Origin of the sequence: Mesorhizobium sp., from assembly GCF_017306585.1 — a bacterium.
GTDB lineage: Bacteria > Pseudomonadota > Alphaproteobacteria > Rhizobiales > Rhizobiaceae > Mesorhizobium.
The window spans coordinates 1-17,457 of sequence record NZ_JAFKIC010000112.1 but is presented as its reverse complement, the minus strand read 5'-3'; the positions used below and the strand labels follow the sequence as shown (position 1 = coordinate 17,457).

Here is a 17,457-nt window from a genome sequence, read left to right as displayed (position 1 = left end):
CGAACAAAATGGACAGCAAGGCGCTTGTTTTGTATAAAACGCGCATCATGGAAAAGAGCGCGGTTTTCGAGAGTTTCCACTATGTGCCGGCGCCCGGCTGGACACGCACGGCCTTCAGCGTGGTGCGCGCCGGCAAGGTGGCGGCGGCGCGCGACTACCGCATAGAACGGGCCTTCCACCCCGGCCAGGACATACTCTACTGCGTGTCGGGCAGGGGCCATGTCGAGATGCTGGGGCAGCGGCTGGACGTGCGCGCCAACCAGCTGGTGTGGATGGCCAACGAGGCGCCGCATGTGCATTGCGCCGATCCCGCCGACCCCTGGACGCTGCTGTGGTTCCGCCTCGACGGGCCGGACCCGGGGGTGCTGCGCCGCAAGCTGTTCGGCGAGGGCGCCTCGCGCACCTTGTTCACCGAGGCGGCGAGCCCCGCGCCCTGGTTCGAGCGGCTGTTCTCGGCGCTGCGGCGGCGCGACGCCGGGCTTGATCTCAGGCTCAACCAGCTGGTCGCCGAATTCCTGCTGATGGTCGACCGCGCCGTCGGCGGCGCCAGCCACGAGGACCTGCCCGCCCCGCTCGCCGCCGCACTCGACGCCATGCGCGCCGAGCCCGGCTTCGCCTGGACCGCGCCTGATCTGACCGAGGTGACCCGCCTCGGCCCCTCGCAACTGCGCCGCCTGTTCCAGAAACATCTGCGCACCAGCCCGCACCAATGGCTGATGCGCGAGCGCCTGATGCAGGCGCAGTCCTTGCTGGTGCAGGGCGATCAGCCGCTGGCCGAAGTTGCCGAAGCCTGCGGCTTCTGCGACGTCTACCACTTCGGCCGCGAGTTCAAGCGGTCAGTGGGGATTTCGCCGGCGGCGTGGCGGCGCAGTGAGTTGAGCGCCGCGCCGAGGGGGTGAGGGGGGCGGTTTTGGGGCTGTTCGACCGCATCAAGCCAGCGGCTACCCGTGAAGCACCGGGCTCATACGCCGAGATATTGTTGCAGCAGTCCCGGCTGCGCTTTCAGCTCGGCAGCCAATCCCTCGTAAACGATGTGACCGTTGTTGATGATATAGACGCGGCTGGCGAGCGCCAACGTCGCGGCGAGGTTCTGCTCCACCAGCACGATCGTCTGCCCTTCCTGCGCCAATTCGCGGCAGGCGCGGACGAGGTCGTGCACAATCACGGGCGCAAGCCCTTCGAAGGGCTCGTCGAGAAGGATGATCTTCGGGTCGCGCACCAAGGCGCGGGCTATGGCCAGCATCTGCTACTCGCCGCCCGACAGATCCGTGCCGCGGCTGGTGCGCCGCTCCTTCAGGCGCGGGAACATCGTATAGATGCGCTCCAGCGGCCAACGGTGGGCGGCGGTCAAACCAGCCAGGATGATGTTTTCCTCGACGTTCAGGCTGCCGAAGATGCGCCGGTTCTCATGCACCAGCTGCATGCCCTGGCGGGCGATGCCGTGCGCCTTGCGGCCCGCCAGCTCGACGCCATCGAGCTTGACCGAACCGGTGCGCGGCGTCACCACGCCCATCAGGCTCTTCAGCGTCGTCGACTTGCCGGCGCCGTTGCGGCCAAGCAGCGCCACCACCTCGTTCTGTTCGACCTTCAGCCCGACGTCGAAGAGGATGTGGCTGTCGCCGTAGTAACTGTTCAGTCCGCTGACCTCGAGCAGGCTCATGCCATCTCTCCGTGCACGCCACCGAGATAGGCTTCCTGCACCTTGGCGTTGGTCCTGATCTCAGCGGGCATGCCTTCGACCAGCACCCGGCCTTCCTGCAGCACCGTCACTTTCCCGACCAGCTCGAACAGCGAATCCATGTCGTGGTCGATGATGATCATCGTGCGTCCGCGCGCGATCGACTTGAGCAGCGCCACGGTCTCGACGCGTTCGCGCGGGCTCATGCCGGCCAGCGGCTCGTCGAGCAAAAGCAGGCTTGGCGACGTCGCCAGCGCCAGACCTATTTCCAGCCGGCGCTTTTCGCCATAGGGCAGCTCCGAAACCGGCCGGTCGAGACGCGCGGTGAGGTTGACCAGCGCCGCCGTCCGCTCGACCTGTTCGTCGAGGCCCGGCACGCCATGCAGGTTCTTGAACAGGTCGAGCCGGAAGCGGCCGCGTGTTTCGCCGAGCGCCGCGATCGTCAGGTTGCGCCGGACCGTCAGCCGGTCGAACAGCTGGTTGATCTGGTAGCTCTTGGTCAGTCCGAGCTGGCACACAGCGGATACGTCCATGCCGGTGATGTCGCGGCCTTCGAACGTGATCTGCCCGGAGGTCGGAGCGACCTCGCAGGTCAGCATCTTGAAGAAGGTGCTCTTGCCGGCGCCGTTCGGCCCTATGATGCCGCGTATCTCGCCATGATCGACCGTGAAGTCGATGTCGCTGTTGGCCACGATGCCGCCATAGCGCTTGCTGAGGCCTTGCGCCCGCAGGATCGGTCCGGATGCCGGCGCATCGCCACGCCGGCGCGGCGGCATCGGTTCTATGGCAGCGGGGTCGAAGGGCGGGCTCCCGGCCGAGGCGCCGGCTGGCTCCTCGTTCCCGCCGCCGGCCGCCAGTGCGTAGAGGTCGACCATCGCGCCGACAATGCCGCGCCGCAGGAAGCAGACCAGCAGCACGAAGACGATGCCGAGCACCAGCTTCCACGTCGCTCCCAGATGCAAGGTGTTCTGGAAGAAGTCGCTGAGATAGAGCCAGACCGTCGCGCCAAGCAACGGTCCGAACAATGTGCCGGCGCCGCCGATGGCCGTCTGCATGACAAGCTGGCCTGATGTGTCGAACATGAAGGCGTCCGGCGGCATGAAGCCCTGCATGACGCCGAGCAGGCCGCCGGCAAAACCGGCATAGATCGCGGCCACCACGAAGGCCGTCAGCTTGTAGCCGTGGATGTTGTGGCCGAGTGCCTCCGCGCGCCGCGGATTGTCACGGATCGCCGACAGGATCGCTCCGACCGGCGAGCGCACGATGCGCAGCGCAATCACGATGCCGACGAAATACCAGAACGCCAGGAAGCCATACATCGACCAGTCGGTGTTGAACTTCAGCACGGTGAAGCCGAGATTAAAGGTCGGCGTCGGCACGCCCGGCAGCCCGTTCTCTCCGCCGGTGAATGCCGACAGCGGGTTGAACTCGACGAAGAAGAAAACCTCGGCGATCGCCACCGTGATCATGGCGAAATAGATGCCGGTGCGCCGCAGCGCTATCAGGCCGATGAAGTAACCAACCACGCCGGCCACCACCGCGCCGAGTATGATGGCGACCATGACGTGGTCGAAGCCGGCCTCGGTGAGCAGGTAGGCGGCGAACATGCCGCCCGTGCCGTAGAAGGCCGACTGGCCGAACGACAGCAGTCCGGTGTAGCCGAACAGTATATCGAAGCCGAGCCCGAACAGGCCCCAGATCAGGATGCGGTTGATGGTGCTGGGCGAAAAGCCGAGATGGGGAAGAACGAATGGCGCGAGTATCAGCGCCAGGGCGGTGATCAGCTCGATCAGGTAGGGGCGTGTGATCCGCATGAAGGACGCCCTATTCACGACCGGCCTGGCCAAGCAGCCCGTGCGGACGGATCACCAGCACCAGCGTCATGGCCACGAACAGCATGATGTAGGAGTAGCCCGGATTGAACATCGAGGTGATCGATATGATCTCGCCGGCGATGAGGCCGCCGATAATGGCCCCGGGGAAAGAGCCGACGCCGCCGATGACGACGACCACGAAAGTCTGCACCAGGATCGCTTCGCCGACATCGGGAGCAATCGATACCACCGGCGCGTTGACGACGCCGGCAAAGCCCGCCGCCATGGCTCCGATGCCGAACACCAGCATGAAGATCCTGTAGACGTCGATGCCGAGCGAATCGACCATCCCCGAATCCTCGATGCCGGCGCGCACGATCATGCCGATGCGGGTGCGGTAGAGAACGAAGTAGAGAACCAGCAGCGCGACGGCGACGATGCCGAGCAATGCCAGCCGGTAGGTGGGATAGATCATGAAGCCCAGATTGGTGATGCCCACCAGCGGCGCCGGCGGCGGCAAGGTCTGCGACATGCTGCCGAAGAAAAAGCGCACAGCCTCGACGAAAACGATAACGAGGCCGAAGGTGACGAGAAGCTGGTCCTCCTGCGGCCGCGTGTAGAAATGGCGGATGATCAGCCGCTCCATGACCACGCCGACCACCATGACGAACAGCGAGCCGGCGACGACGGCGGCGAGGTAGGAACCGGTGTAGCTATAGGCGAGCCAGCCGGCATAGCCGCCGAGCATGAACATCGCCCCATGCGCCAGGTTGAGCACGCCCAGCGTGCCATAGATGATCGTCAGGCCCGATGAGATCAGCGCCAGCAGCGCGCCGAGCACCAGTCCGTTGAAACATTGCGAAATGAAGTTGGCCCAGTTTATCACGCTGCCGCCCGCTTTGAGATTGATGTGAATCCAGGGGTGCCCGTCGCCGTCATCATGACAGCAAACCGGCGCGCTTTCGATAGCCGATCACCATCGGCGGATGGCGGGCGCACTCTGCCGCGAAGCGGCTTTCCAGTCACGGGACAAGCCTTCTCCGCCCTTGCGACGGAGAAGGCGCGGGTGGCGATCAGAGGTAGTCGCCGAGCTGGCAACCGAACGCATCCGGCTTCTGCATCAGGCCTTCGCCGGGGACGACTTCGAGCACCTCCCAGAAGTCCTCGTCGTTCTTCATGTCCTTCTTGGCCTTGCCGCGCACGATGACGACGGGACGGATGCACTGGTGGTCTTCGGGCCGGTAGTGGACATCGCCCAGAAGCGAGGGAATGGTCTCGCCCTTCTCGTACTGCTTGATGATGTCAGGCGGATAGAAGCTGCCTGCTTCCGAAACCATGCGGGCCCAGTGGGCGAAGCTGACATAGCTGTTCTCGGCCCCCCATTCCGGCCGGTAGCCGAACTTGGCCTGGAAAGCCTCGACGAACTGCTTGGCCAGCGGATACTGGTCCTCCTGCGTCCACCAGAAATCGGTGGCGGCGAAAACACCCTCGGTGATCTCCGGGCCGACTTCCTTGGCCAGGAACGGAATCTGGTAGGGGATGACGAGCTTCATGTTGGGCAGGAGGCCGAACTGCTTGGCCTGCTGCGACGACAGCACCGCGTCGCGGCCCCAGTTGACGTTGATGAGGAACTCGGCGCCGGAATTGGCGATGTTGGTGAGATACTGGCTGAAGTCCTGGGTGCCGAGGGGGGATATCTGGTTGGTCACCATCTCCCAGCCGCCCTCCGAGGTCAGGTAGTCGTTCACCGACTTGGTGACGGTGTGGCCGTAAGTGTAGTCCGGCGTCATGAACGCCGCCTTCTTGTTCTTGCCGAACTGCTTGAGGAGCACCGGGCCGATCGCGGCGGCCGAGGTCTGGCCGAAGAGGTTCTGGCGGAAGCCGTAGCGGACGCAATCCTTGCCGGTCGTGTCGTTCGAGCCGGAAATGCCCGCGACATAGAGAACCTTCTCGCGCTGGGCGAATTTGTTCAGCGCGACGGCGACCGCCGACGACGTCGAACCGGTCATCAGGATGATCTTGTTCTGGTTGATGTAGTTCTGCTCCACCTCGACGGCCTGATTTGGCTTGGCCGCGCTGTCGGCGGACAACAGCTCCACCTTCTTGCCGAGCAGCCCCTTGTCGACCTTCGGCGCCATGGCCTTCATCAAATCGTGGCCGTTGTTGATATGCTCGACGGCAAGCTGCCAGCCCTTGAGCTCGTCGGCGCCCTGCAGCGCATAGGCGCCCGTGAGCGGCACCGCGGCGCCGATATAGACGGTGTCGCCAGCCGACCCGGCCGGCCAGGTGCCGATCGCCGGCTTGTCGTCGGCGAAAGCCGCCACGCTGAAACCAGGCAGAAACGCGCCGCCAAGAACGGCGGCGCCGGCATGCAATACGGTGCGGCGGGATATGTTGGCGGTGTCTTTATCGTCCAGCGGCATAGATTGCTCCTCCTCGCCCTCGGAGCCATCCGATGGCTCTCGTCGTTGTTCCCAGATTGCGAACTCTTCCCAGGCAAGGCGGCGAAAGACGCGGCCTGCCCACAGGGGGCATTCGCGGCGGCGGGAGCGGGATCGTCAATACAACTTTCGTTTGATGATCCTATTGATTGATCCAGATTAATAAGCGTACGAAAGTTTCGCCACCATGACGCCTGGAAAACTGGCATGCCGCTGACCGGCCACCCGATCGTGACCCGCCTGACACGTGTGATGGGGCTGAAGGCGGCCGAGATCGAAAGCCTTGCGGCTATCTTCGAGCGCGATCTTTCCGTCAAGAAGCGCGAGGAACTCATCGTTCACGGCTCGGAGTTCCGAAGCCTGTGCTTCGTCAAGGCCGGCTATGCGATCCGCTACAGGCTGCTTCGCAGCGGCAAGAGGCAGATCCTGAAGCTCATCCTGCCGGGCGACGTCGTCGGGCTGCCCGTCAGCTTTTTCGATCGGTCCGGCTATGCCGTCGTCGCCGTGAGCGAACTGACATACGCTGTCTGCCCATTCGCGTCATATGTTCGTCTCTGCTACGAGCAGCCGAAATTCGGCCTGGTGTTAAGCTGGCTCGCCGCCGAGGAGGCAGCGACCTACGCGGAACACATCGTCAATCTGGGCCGGCGCACGCCAATTGAAAGGCTGGCGCAGCTGCTGCTCGATACCCACGCGCGCCTCCTCGCGGTTGGACTGGCCGGCGAGGCGAGCTTCAACCTGCCGTTTTCGCAGGAAATCATGGCCGATGCGCTGGGCCTGAGCGTGCCCCATCTCAATCGCGTCATGCAACAGCTGCGTGCCGAACATCTCGTCACCAGCAACGCGCGCCTGATCGATCTGACCGACCTTGCGGGTCTGCGGAGGCTGGCTCAATACCAATCGACGGACCTCGCCCCGATCCCTGTTTTCTGACGCGTTCGATGTTGATGCATCGGACGGCCCAACGGCGGACTGGACCGCGCCTGACCTGACCGAGTGACCGGCCTCGGCCCCTCGCAACTGCGCCGCCTGTCCCAGAAACATCTGCGCAGCAGGCCGCACCAATGGCTGATGTGCGAGCGCCTGATGCAGGCGCAGTCCCTGCTGGTGCAAGGCGACCAGCCGCTGGCCGAAGTGGCCGAAGCCTGCGGCTTCTGCGACGTCTATCACTTCGGGCGGGAGTTCAAGCGGTCAGTGGGAATCTCGCCGGCGGCGTGGCGGCGCAGTGAGTTGAGTGCTGCGCCGGGGAGGTGAGGGGGATTTGCGCCTCGTTTCGGTTGTTCATCCATCTTCCCGGAGTTCCTGATGGCAGACTGACCTGGCCGGGCAACCCCACAGATGCCCCGCACCTCTAGAGACCTTTGCTCAGAGAACAAGGATTGCAACCAGAAAGCACTCGCGCCCCAAAGAGGCGGGAAGATAGTATTCCGCCGGTAAGCTTAATACCAAACTGTCTTTAGATTGTAGTTCCGTGCGTCCTAGACTAAGCGATTGAGTTCTTGCAATATCTCAAATCAAGCTCCGGAGCTAATTTACATCAATGGACCTCCAATGAGTGCGCGCCTATCGACAGCTATCAAGATCGGGGAAGCCGCAAAGGCGATTCTTCGGAAAACTCAGACCTTTCCAGGTCCAGATTTCAGAAAGCCTGCAGACCCGACCGAGCGCGAACACGTCGGTGTTGAACCGCTGCTTTTGGCGCTTTCGATGGAGTTGGCACTCAAAGCGTGGTTCGTCTTCGATCACGATGATCCAAAAGTCGCTAAATCGCACAACCTGATAGAGCTGTTTGATCGCTTAAAGCCTGAAAGCCAAGAAAAACTCGACGCGGAGTTCAAAAGGTCAGTAGTCCCGCATCATCCCAGTTTTTTCTACATCGACTACAGCATTCGTGACATTCTGTATCAGCACCAAGATGCCTTCACCGACTGGCGATACCTGCATGAGGCGAAGAAATCGATGATGTTCGATCAGAGTGCTTTTGAGGCAACGCTCGAAATGGTGCTCAGTGAGTTCCAGAAGAGATATCGCGTTGAGCGGGTGAACCCGCTTTGACCATCCTGAATGCAGTTCGGATCGTAGCCCCCGTTGCGGTATTGAATGCTGTTTCGAGCGCTAACTTTGGGACAGGAGCTTACGTGCCAGAGCGAGGGGCTAACGTCCGCTACGAGGCGGGTAGCGGCCAAGCGGCATTCGCGGACGATCGGGCCGACTGCGCTCTGTCCCGAAAACTGTCGTTGCTGCCGAATCCCATGATAGCCGATGAGGGGTGGAAAGCGGACTGGCCGCCTTCAGCGGGAACGCAGACGAAGCGGACACTGGAAGCTCCGCAGCGCTGGACACCGGGGGCGGCAACTCTTGCCCGCCTCGAGCGAGCTAACTGCCCCCCGTCGAGCCCCGACTTCAGTTATGCCGAGGCCATATTAGCGATCAAGCACTCATCATGAAATGTGTTGAGAACGCGATCGCTGACATTGATCATGCTGTTCCGGCGCATCGGGCACTGCAGGCCCAAACCGCGTTGACTAACAAACGATTTGCGGTTCCTTGAACAATGACTCCCACCGTGTTTAGCTTCAGTACGCCATCGGTCAGATGTGCTAAGTCAGATTATAATTGGATAAGGTGATGGAGGCATCGGAGACCCCGCGTGGACGAAACTGGCTCAGCAATTTTGTCCCTGAGCAGCAGGTCGCCGCAAAACGGTTGCTGGACGCAGTCGAGTTCGTTGGGCAAGATCAATTCCGAAATGGGCTAGTCCGACTGATATCTCGTCTTCCCAAAAAAGCACAAAAACCTATCGCGCTCGTTCCAGTACGAGAAATGGCTGCCGGTCAAAACTATTTTGGGCCGGACAAAAATGCCTCTCCCCGCTTGCTCAACTCTGGGTCCTTCCCCGGCAGCGAGGGCATCGTCGCCAACGTCCTAGGTGCATTGCGTCGCCAAAATGGCAACGATGGGCCATTTGTAGCGGCACCTAGCCTCAAGAATATGAGAGCTGCGAGATGCCGCACGGTCTTGTACGTCGATGATTTCAGCGGCTCGGGAAAGCGCATTCTAGACTTTCATCGAAGCTTTATGGCTAGCAAGACCATGAAGAGTTGGAAGTCATATGGGCTTGTAAAGTTTCATGTTGCCGTGTTCGCCGCTACGCCCCGCGCTCGGGAAGTACTGAAGTTCACGTTCGGCAACCAGAATGTCCACGTCGTCCAAAGCTGTCCGACTTTCACAAGTCAGCATTGGACGTCCGACGAACTTGCAGAGATACGATCTCTATGTACGCCACATAACGAAAAGGGGGCTCCCTTTGGCTTCCGCGAAACGGGTGCTCTGCTGGCATTCACACATACAGCGCCAAATAACCTGCCCGCTGTCTTATGGAAGCAAATCCCTCAGTGGCACTCCTTCTTCGAGGGAAAGGCTGTACCTTCTGATATTCTCTTATTGTTTGGCAGACCTCGGCGCGAATTTCGTATCCAACAGGCTCTGCTCGCTATGGGACAGAAAACGCTATCGACAGGCTCGTGGCGCAAATTTGCTGGCGAGATGATTGGCGAAACGGTTTTGGTCTTAGCCGCCATCACAAGTCGAAAGCGAACCGTCGGCGAGATCGCAGCAGCTTCCGGGCTAACCGAACAAGACGTGTCGCATTTGATAGACCTGTGTCGGCGCTGGGGGCTCATTAGTCCAAATAGCCTGCACATTACCGACACTGGTCTGGCCGAACTGCGCCATGCCAGAAGCCTTGGATCGTCGCCGCCCAAACAAAAAGAATTGCCATTGCCACCATCACCCTATTATCCTAAGCAGTTGAGGGTGGGACGGTAGCATTTTAGCGTTACTTCTACTCAGAAGTGTTCCGTGTCGGGTTTCCGACGTGGCGGGTGCGTCGCACCTTGCTTAGGAGAAGCCAACGCCAGTCGCGCCGGTGGTGGAGTGAACTCAGTTCTTCACGGAGCCTAAAGCGTTCACTCCACCATCGCCTCGCGGCGGCGAGCCAAAGTAAATGACTTCTATCCCACCCCACTTATATCGAAAGCTCGCGCCGAAAGAGCTCGACCCAGTAATTGTGGATCGGGCATTAGATCAGCTTCTCGCAGTTGAAGCTAACCGGCTACCGGGTATACTGTCGCTCAGGCACTTAGCTGCCCTGACGAGGTCAGACTATTTGTACCTGAGAAGTATCGTCGCAAGGGAGACGGATGCGTATCGGACGTTCACAATCAGGAAGCGGTCCGGCGGCGGCAGACTAATCGCAGCGCCGCAGCCTGAGCTAATGGCCCTACAACGCTGGATTTCCAAGGAAATTCTCGCAAATATCACGCCACATGTGGCAAGTCACGCATATGCTCGAAAGTCCTCGCCGCTAAAATGCGCCAACTTGCATGTTGGGGCATCCTGGCTGATCAAAGTAGATATTCACGATTTCTTTGAAAGCATCACCGAACGGCGAGTTTTCTTCGCCTTCCGGCAGATGGGGTATCAGCCAATTGTAGCATTCGAACTTGCCCGCATTTGTACGCGGGTAAGGATCGACCTTCCATTGAGAGACAGACGGTTCGCGGCGGCGCGTCGGACTGTGGGCATTGCAAAATACGGTCACAGTCAGATGGGCTACTTGCCACAAGGTGCTCCAACCAGTCCTATGTTGGCGAACCTCGTGAGTTTCGAGATGGACAGAAAACTCACAGAATTTGGCGCTGAGAAGGGGCTAACCTACACGCGCTACTCTGACGATCTCATTTTTTCATCCGGCAGAAGCCTGAGTCACAAAACGGCCGAAACCTACGTTGCCATTATCTCACGTATCATAAACTCGTTCGGGCACGACGTTCATGAACGGAAAACGACTATCGCACCTCCTGGGGCACGAAAGGTCGTACTTGGACTGCTCGTTGACGACACGGGTGTTAGACTTCTGCGCGAAACACGCGACCGGGCCGCAGACCATGTACGGGGAATTGAGAAGTTTGGGCTGGCAGCACACGCGACAGAAAGACACTTCGCATCGCTGTGGGGTATGGTTCGGCACATTCACGGACTGCTAAGGCATATGAATTCTGTACAGCCCGAGGTCGCAGGACCTTTGCTCGCCAGACTTGAGGCCGTTCTAGCTCGAGAGAAATGGCAGGGCTCTCTCGACGACAATTTCTGGCTAAACGACCTTCTGTAGCAGGTGGTTAAAGTTTGGCTTTCGCTCGGTCTAGGAGGTGTTCATTCTGACCATTTGATAATAGTCGACCTGTGCGGTTACGTCAAAATTAGCGATGGATGTTGGCGATGCCATTGTCTTCGGCACCGGCTGGTCTGTTATTTGTTGAGCAAAATTTGTAAGTCAGCTTCTATGAACCTGCAGAAACTGCCTGACGGCCGAGATGGGGTCGGAATCGGAACCGCAGGTATCTGCCTGATACGGCCAAGACTCGATATGCCGATCTCGGCCCCCAATCCAGACTGACCAAGCCCTCGATGCCCCCCCAATAGCCAACCCCACCTCCATCCCCTATACCAGCCTCTTTCCCAACCTCGATCGCCATCCCGTGAATCTCCCCGCCCGCCTGCAATCAACCCTCGAACTCATGCATGAAGTCGACAGCGTCGCGCGGCCGGCGGATGCTGTCGTCTCGGCGTGGTTTCGGGCGCGGCGGGGGATTGGGGAGGGGGATCGCGGGCAGATCCTGGAGCTGCTTTATGCGCTTTTGCAGCACCATGCTCGGCTTGGCTGGTGGCTCTTGCGGCATGGGCGCGAGGATGTGGCGCGCAACCGGCTGCTGGCCTGGCTGGCGCTGAAGGAGGGCCGGACGCCGGATCAGGTCAAGCTGCTGTTCGACGGCTCGAAGTTCGCGCCCTCAGCGCTCACGGCTCAGGAGCACGCGCTGCTGGTCAAGCTGCAGGGCGGCGCGATCGATCATGCAGGGATGCCGGAGGAGGTGCGCCTGGAATGCCCGGCCTGGGCGGCCGGTCCGCTGCGGCGGCGTTTCGGGAGCGCCTTCGCGGGCGAGATGGCCGCGCTGCTGACGCCGGCGCCGCTCGACCTGCGCGTCAATCCGATCAAGGCGATGCGGGAGGCCATGCTTGGCGCGTTGCGCGATCTCGGCCTTGCGGCGCAGGCCTCGGCCATCGCGCCTCACGGCATTCGCCTCGACGAGCGTGTTTCGCTGGCGCGGCTGCCGATGCTGAAGAGCGGCGAGGCCGAGATTCAGGATGAGGGCTCGCAGCTTGTCGCCCTGCTGGTCGATGCCCGGCCGGGCGAGCGCGTGGTGGATTTCTGCGCCGGGGCCGGCGGCAAGACATTGGCGATCGCCGCACAGATGAACAACAAGGGCCATGTCATCGCCTGCGACGTCATGGAGGGCCGCCTGAAGCGCAGCGCCGAGCGTTTCCGGCGGGCAGGGCTGCACAATATCGAGACAAGGCTGCTGGCCAGCGAGACGGACAAGTGGATCAAGCGCCACAAGGCCGGCTTCGACCGCGTGCTGGTCGACGCGCCCTGCAGCGGCACCGGCACCTGGCGGCGCAACCCCGATGCCCGCTGGCGGGCGCGGGAGGAAGAGGGTCTGGACAATCTCGTGGCGCTGCAGGCCCGCATCCTGGCCAGTGCCGCGCGCCTGGTGAAACCGGGCGGGCGGCTGGTCTACGCGACATGCTCGCTGCTGCTGGAGGAGAACGAGGAGCAGGTGGCGGCGTTCCTGGCGGCGCATCCCGCTTTTCGGGTCGTGCCGCTGGAGGAGGCCGCGCCGGGGCTGGCGGCCTCGGCGCATGGCGATCACCTGTCGCTGACGCCGGCGCGCAATGGCACGGACGGTTTCTTCGCGGCGGTGATGCAAAGGGAGGCTTCGCCTCCAGGCGAGGCCGCGAATGGCCCGAATGGGCCGTAAGCAGACTGACTGGCCTACGGAGACTCTTCAGAGAAGCAGACGCGTATTTGCTAATCAGGGAGCCGTACTTCGCACTTTCGCATCATCCAGGGGTCACCGTGGGCCATGAGTTTCCCCTGATCGACAAGGGCCACGATACGGGTCAGCAACATCAAGTCGCCGACCTGGATATACGGCTCCATATTGTGTCCCATGGTCTCGGCGATGACCCGTGCAACCTTGCGCCAATCCTTGCTAGCCCGCTCGAGTAGGAGCTCATCGAAGACATCCGCAGACGCCGAGACGAGCCCGGAATCTTTGACGATACGGAACGGTGCGTTTTCGGATTTCAAATTCCGCCAATGGCGCGCGGCATCTTCCCGTTCCTGGCTCGTCATCGCGCGTTCCGTGCCGAACAACAAGGCGAGCTCCGTTTCGCTCATAAGCGAAACGGCCTGTTTGGGGTTCGACAATCGCGGCTTGCCGTCGGGCCGCGTCAACGGCATTTGCAGCCCGGTGACGTCGATGATGTCATAGGGGCGGTCACCGAGGCGATCCACCAAGGCCAGGAAGAAAGCATGCTCCTGGGCACTATGGCGTCCGACCCAGACGATGAGGCGGTCCGAGGTCGACATGATTTGCTTCCAGAAACCTTCGAAATCATCATCATACTCGTCGTACATCGATGCCCACCAGCGCGCTCGTGCCGAAGACTCCTGGGAATCAATCGGGCCGCAGCTGAGATCGTCGCGAAAACTGATCACATCGTCGGTACGCCCGCTCGTGCGCAACGCTTGGCGAAGTGAACCACCCGCCGAACTGCCGGGCGCTATGTGCAGTATGCCGCTGCGCCACTTGTGCGTTCCGTCGGAGTTCACATCCCTCGTGAAATACTTGGTGTCGGAAAACGTAGAATGGACGACCAACTGCCCATCCGACAATAGCAGCCGATACGCGGTGATTTGGCCGGACGACCAATGGGCAGCGAAACGGACTTCATCATTGCCGTAACTCAAGCCTTGGATCTTTGCCAGTTCGCCGCTGGAACGTTTAATGGCGCTCACGACGAGGTCGCCGTCGACAATGTTGATTTCGATGGTTGCAGTTGTGTGCCGGTCGTTCCCGGCAATCCAGCGACCAACAAAATCCTCGATCTGCACGCCCTTGGTCCTCACCATCATTCATGCATAGATTAACTCAGCCTTCCGGCCGATGCACCTTGCGATGTCCGTTATCGAGCGAGAGTTTCAAATCCTGCAATGACCGGGATGCGGAGCAAAGCTGCCGGCGAAGCCGGATCTCTGCCTCGAACCGCCACTCGGCAGGTCAACTACGCTGGCGAGTGCGCTACAGAGGCACACCCCGCCTCCACCACACTTCTTCACAAGCGGCTGGTGGGCGGGGATCAGCTGTTCAGGGCCGGGGCTGATCCGGTCGGCGCGGCCGATCTCCTTCAGGGCTGTGCGCGGCAGAGCCAATTCCCTTGCGGTGTCGGCCCGCTTGCGACAGGATCGCCGCAAATGGAGGCCAGCCTATGACGCCAGATGCCTTGCTACGCGACCACCCGCCACTCGACACCGCGCCCGTGCAATACCTGAACCTGGACCCGTCGCTTTATGTCCGCGATGATGTCTGGCAGCAGGAACGGCGCGAGATCTTCGCGCGCACCTGGCAGTTCATGGGGCCTGTCGCCTCGGTCGCGACGTCAGGTCGATACCTTGCCATCGACATCGCCGGCACGCCGGTCTTCGCCATCCGGGGCCGGGACGGGACCTTGCGCGGATTCAAGAATGTCTGCCGCCACCGGGGGGCGAAACTTCTGGCCGACGGCGAGGGCAAATGCGGGCTGATCGTTTGTCCCTATCACAAATGGTCCTTTGCCGACACCGGACGGCTGGTGCAGGCCCCATGGTATGGCAAGGATCCCGCGATCATTCCCGAGGACTGGCCGCTGGAGACGGTGCAGTTGTCCGAATGGCGCGGGCTGCTCTTCGCATCACTCGACCCGAAGGAAAGTCTTCTCGATCAACTCGGCTCCCTGCCTGCCGAACTGGCGGACGAGCCGTTGGAGACCTATGCCGCCACCGATCAGGCCACTGTCAGCTTCGCGGCGAACTGGAAGATCTACACCGACAATTTCGTCGAAGGCTACCACATCCCCGGCACGCATCCCTCGTTCTACGCCGCCATCGACTTCGAAGCTTTCCAGACCACCGCCCACCCCGGTTATGTCCGTATGACCGCGCCGCCGAAAGACGGTCTGTTCTATCGCGGCAAATGGCTCTGGATGTGGCCGAACTGGACGCTGTCGCTTTTCGATGGCGGCATGAACGTCAGCCGGATCAACCCGACCTCACCGCATCACACGGACCAGCACTACCATTTCTTCTTTGCCGACACCTCCGCGGAAGCAGCCGAGAACAGGGCGAAATCCGTGCAAGGCACCCTGGCCGTGGTGCGCGAGGACTACACCATCTGCGCCGATACGCATCGCAACTATGCCGCGGGGGCCTATAGCTCCGGCCCGCTCTCGGGGCGGCATGAGCGGGGCGTCCAGTATTTCCAGGAACGGGTCGCGACCGCACTGGGGCTGTGATCGCCCGTGGCGTCCTTGTCCGCCGCATAGTGCTCCGGCTCGGCGCGGGCGCACGAGAGCCCGGGGCCGTTTCCGGTATGGCGGGTTAGGGCTGGGCTTGCGGGAAGCTGCCGTTCCGCGGCGGCCTCTTCGAAGGCGTCCATAGCCCGTTAGCGGTTCAATTTCTTTGGAAACGGCACGCCCTTGGTGGTGAAGCTCTGCCCTTTGCCGATCGGCCGCATGGGCCGCTTGGTCCCCGCTGCCTTGCCGGTGCCGGGCGGCTGGTGGGCCGGGATGAGCTGTTCGGGGCGGGGGCCGATCAAATCGGCGCGGCCCATCTCCTTCAGCGCCTCGCGCAGCAGCGGCCAGTTGTCGGGGTCATGGTAGCGCAAAAAAGCCTTGTGCAGCCGGCGCTGGCGGCCGCCGCGAATGGTCTCGACCTTGTCGGTGGCGCCGCGCCGCACCGCCTTCAGCGTGTTGACGCCGGTGTGGTACATGGCGGTGGCGGTGGCCATGGGCGAGGGCAGGAAGGTCTGCACCTGGTCGGCGCGGTAGCGGTTCTTCTTCAGCCATAGCGCCAGATGCAGCATGTCCTCGTCGGTCGTGCCGGGATGGGCGGCGATGAAATACGGGATGAGATAGTATTTCTTGCCGGCTTCCTTGGCGGCCGCGTCGAACATCTCCTTGAACTTGTCATAGGTGCCGATGCCGGGCTTCATCATCTTGTCGAGCGGCCCGCGCTCGGTGTGCTCGGGCGCGATCTTGAGATAGCCGCCGACATGATGCGTGACGAGTTCCTTGACGTATTCAGGACTTTTCACCGCAAGATCATAGCGCACGCCGGAGGCGACCATCACCTTCTTGATGCCCTTGGTCTCGCGCACCTTGCGATACAAGCTGATCAACTCGTCATGCGAGGTGTTCAGGTTCGGGCAGATGTCGGGGAAAACGCAGGAGGGCAGACGGCAGGCAGCTTCCACCTTCGGGTCCTTGCACGCCATCCTGTACATGTTGGCGGTCGGGCCGCCGATATCGGAAATCACGCCGGTGAAGCCCGGCGTCTTGTCGCGGATCAGTTCGATCTCCTGCAGGATCGAGCGCTCGGAACGGTTCTGGATGATGCGGCCTTCGTGCTCGGTAATGGAGCAGAAGGTGCAGCCACCGAAGCAGCCGCGCATGATCGTCACTGAGAACTTGATCATGTCCCATGCGGGAATCTTGGCATCGCCGTACGACGGATGCGGCGCGCGGGCGTAAGGCAGGTCGTAGACGGAATCCATTTCGTCTGATGTCAGCGGGATCGGCGGCGGATTGAGCCAGAGATCGCGGTCGCCATGACGCTGCACAAGCGCGCGTGCGTTGCCGGGATTGGCCTCGCGATGAAGTACGCGCGAGGCGCGCGCATAGGCCTCTTTATCCTGCTCGACCTGCTCGCAGGACGGCAGCCGGATCACCGTCGCTCCGGACTGGCGGCTCGCGCCTTCATCGGCGGAATCGAGATCGTCGGCGTGCAGTTCGGTGTAGTTGTCCGGCACGCGGCGAAACAGCGCGACGCCGCGAACATCATCGAGATCGCGCGGCGCATCACCTGCCGCGAGCCGATGCGCGACTTCGACAACGGCCCGCTCGGCGTTGCCATAGAGCAGCAGATCCGCTTTCGCGTCCGCCAGGATCGAGCGGCGCACTTTCTCGGACCAGTAATCGAAATGCGCGATCCGGCGCAGCGAAGCCTCGATGCCGCCGAGAACGATCGGCACGTCCTTGAAGGCTTCGCGGCAGCGCTGGGCATAAACGATGGTGCAGCGGTCGGGCCGCTTGCCGCCTTCGCCGCCGGGTGTGTAGGCATCGTCGTGGCGCAATCTCCGGTCCGCCGTATAGCGGTTGACCATCGAGTCCATGTTGCCGCCGGTGACCCCGAAGAACAGCTTTGGCTTGCCCAGGGCCGTGAATGGCTCGGCCGAATGCCAATCGGGCTGTGAGATGATGCCGACCCTGAAGCCCTGGGCTTCGAGCAGACGCCCGATGATCGCCATGCCGAAGCTCGGATGGTCGACATAAGCGTCGCCTGTCACCAGCACGATGTCGCACGCAT

13 protein-coding genes and 1 pseudogene are annotated in these 17,457 nt (G+C 61.6%); 8 read left to right on the top strand and 6 right to left on the bottom strand.

Translation table 11 applies throughout. The features are described 5' to 3' along the window. Window positions 1–8 precede the first annotated feature (8 nt). Window positions 9–899 carry an AraC family transcriptional regulator gene (locus tag J0I79_RS06640; RefSeq protein WP_292855885.1) on the top strand — a complete coding sequence of 297 codons (891 nt, stop codon included), beginning with the start codon at window positions 9–11 and terminating at the stop codon, window positions 897–899. Window positions 900–961: 62 nt separating this feature from the next. Here the strand turns inward: J0I79_RS06640 and J0I79_RS06635 are convergent. The 4 genes and pseudogenes from J0I79_RS06635 to J0I79_RS06620 form a co-directional block, all read right to left on the bottom strand. Beyond that, window positions 962–1,660 (bottom strand): annotated as a pseudogene (locus J0I79_RS06635) (ABC transporter ATP-binding protein). Then, entirely contained in the window at window positions 1,657–3,492 is a 1,836-nt protein-coding gene (locus tag J0I79_RS06630; protein WP_292855884.1) for a branched-chain amino acid ABC transporter ATP-binding protein/permease, read from the bottom strand. The pseudogene J0I79_RS06635 and the gene J0I79_RS06630 overlap by 4 nt, the downstream one beginning before the upstream one ends. Window positions 3,493–3,502: 10 nt before the next feature. Beyond that, complete coding sequence (locus tag J0I79_RS06625; protein ID WP_292855883.1) at window positions 3,503–4,378, bottom strand: branched-chain amino acid ABC transporter permease; 876 nt, start codon at window positions 4,376–4,378, stop codon at window positions 3,503–3,505. A gap of 187 nt (window positions 4,379–4,565) precedes the next feature. Next, window positions 4,566–5,915: a substrate-binding protein gene (locus J0I79_RS06620; protein ID WP_292855882.1), complete on the bottom strand. Its 1,350-nt coding sequence runs from the start codon at window positions 5,913–5,915 to the stop codon at window positions 4,566–4,568. Between the two features lie 225 nt (window positions 5,916–6,140). Here J0I79_RS06620 and J0I79_RS06615 point away from each other — a divergent pair, with 225 nt between their 5' ends. The 6 genes from J0I79_RS06615 (at window position 6,141) to J0I79_RS06590 (ending at window position 12,811) form a co-directional block, all read left to right on the top strand. Then, window positions 6,141–6,866, top strand: coding sequence for a Crp/Fnr family transcriptional regulator (locus J0I79_RS06615; protein WP_292855880.1), 726 nt, complete (start codon window positions 6,141–6,143; stop codon window positions 6,864–6,866). Between the two features lie 63 nt (window positions 6,867–6,929). After that, on the top strand, window positions 6,930–7,187 hold the full coding sequence (locus J0I79_RS06610) for a helix-turn-helix transcriptional regulator (protein WP_292855878.1): 258 nt from the start codon (window positions 6,930–6,932) through the stop codon (window positions 7,185–7,187). A 297-nt stretch (window positions 7,188–7,484) separates the two neighbouring features. After that, window positions 7,485–7,988, top strand: a complete 504-nt coding sequence (locus J0I79_RS06605) for a hypothetical protein (RefSeq protein WP_292855876.1) — start codon at window positions 7,485–7,487, stop codon at window positions 7,986–7,988. A 573-nt stretch (window positions 7,989–8,561) separates the two neighbouring features. Beyond that, window positions 8,562–9,761, top strand: coding sequence for a hypothetical protein (locus J0I79_RS06600; protein ID WP_292855874.1), 1,200 nt, complete (start codon window positions 8,562–8,564; stop codon window positions 9,759–9,761). Between the two features lie 178 nt (window positions 9,762–9,939). Further along, window positions 9,940–11,106, top strand: coding sequence for a reverse transcriptase family protein (locus J0I79_RS06595; RefSeq protein ID WP_292855872.1), 1,167 nt, complete (start codon window positions 9,940–9,942; stop codon window positions 11,104–11,106). A gap of 367 nt (window positions 11,107–11,473) precedes the next feature. After that, window positions 11,474–12,811 carry an RsmB/NOP family class I SAM-dependent RNA methyltransferase gene (locus J0I79_RS06590; protein ID WP_292855870.1) on the top strand — a complete coding sequence of 446 codons (1,338 nt, stop codon included), beginning with the start codon at window positions 11,474–11,476 and terminating at the stop codon, window positions 12,809–12,811. A gap of 50 nt (window positions 12,812–12,861) precedes the next feature. Here the strand turns inward: J0I79_RS06590 and J0I79_RS06585 are convergent, their stop codons facing one another. Continuing rightward, the gene (locus J0I79_RS06585) at window positions 12,862–13,950 is read right to left on the bottom strand and encodes a DUF1835 domain-containing protein (RefSeq protein WP_292855868.1); all 1,089 of its coding nucleotides are present in this window, start codon (window positions 13,948–13,950) and stop codon (window positions 12,862–12,864) included. A gap of 374 nt (window positions 13,951–14,324) precedes the next feature. On the opposite strand from J0I79_RS06585, the gene J0I79_RS06580 reads away from it, so the two are divergent. Further along, on the top strand, window positions 14,325–15,386 hold the full coding sequence (locus J0I79_RS06580; RefSeq protein ID WP_292855866.1) for an aromatic ring-hydroxylating dioxygenase subunit alpha: 1,062 nt from the start codon (window positions 14,325–14,327) through the stop codon (window positions 15,384–15,386). Between the two features lie 149 nt (window positions 15,387–15,535). Here the strand turns inward: J0I79_RS06580 and J0I79_RS06575 are convergent. Continuing rightward, window positions 15,536–17,457: YgiQ family radical SAM protein (locus J0I79_RS06575; RefSeq protein WP_292855865.1), on the bottom strand; the 1,922-nt coding region annotated here is incomplete at its 5' end.

Excerpts from the sequence above, each read along its gene's own strand:
- J0I79_RS06640 (WP_292855885.1), top strand. The coding sequence starts at position 9 with ATGGACAGCAAGGCGCTTGTTTTGTATAAAACGCGCATCATGGAAAAG.
- J0I79_RS06630 (WP_292855884.1), bottom strand. The coding sequence starts at position 3,492 with ATGCGGATCACACGCCCCTACCTGATCGAGCTGATCACCGCCCTGGCG.
- J0I79_RS06620 (WP_292855882.1), bottom strand. The coding sequence starts at position 5,915 with ATGCCGCTGGACGATAAAGACACCGCCAACATATCCCGCCGCACCGTA.
- J0I79_RS06615 (WP_292855880.1), top strand. The coding sequence starts at position 6,141 with ATGCCGCTGACCGGCCACCCGATCGTGACCCGCCTGACACGTGTGATG.
- J0I79_RS06605 (WP_292855876.1), top strand. The coding sequence starts at position 7,485 with ATGAGTGCGCGCCTATCGACAGCTATCAAGATCGGGGAAGCCGCAAAG.
- J0I79_RS06600 (WP_292855874.1), top strand. The coding sequence starts at position 8,562 with ATGGAGGCATCGGAGACCCCGCGTGGACGAAACTGGCTCAGCAATTTT.
- J0I79_RS06595 (WP_292855872.1), top strand. The coding sequence starts at position 9,940 with ATGACTTCTATCCCACCCCACTTATATCGAAAGCTCGCGCCGAAAGAG.
- J0I79_RS06580 (WP_292855866.1), top strand. The coding sequence starts at position 14,325 with ATGACGCCAGATGCCTTGCTACGCGACCACCCGCCACTCGACACCGCG.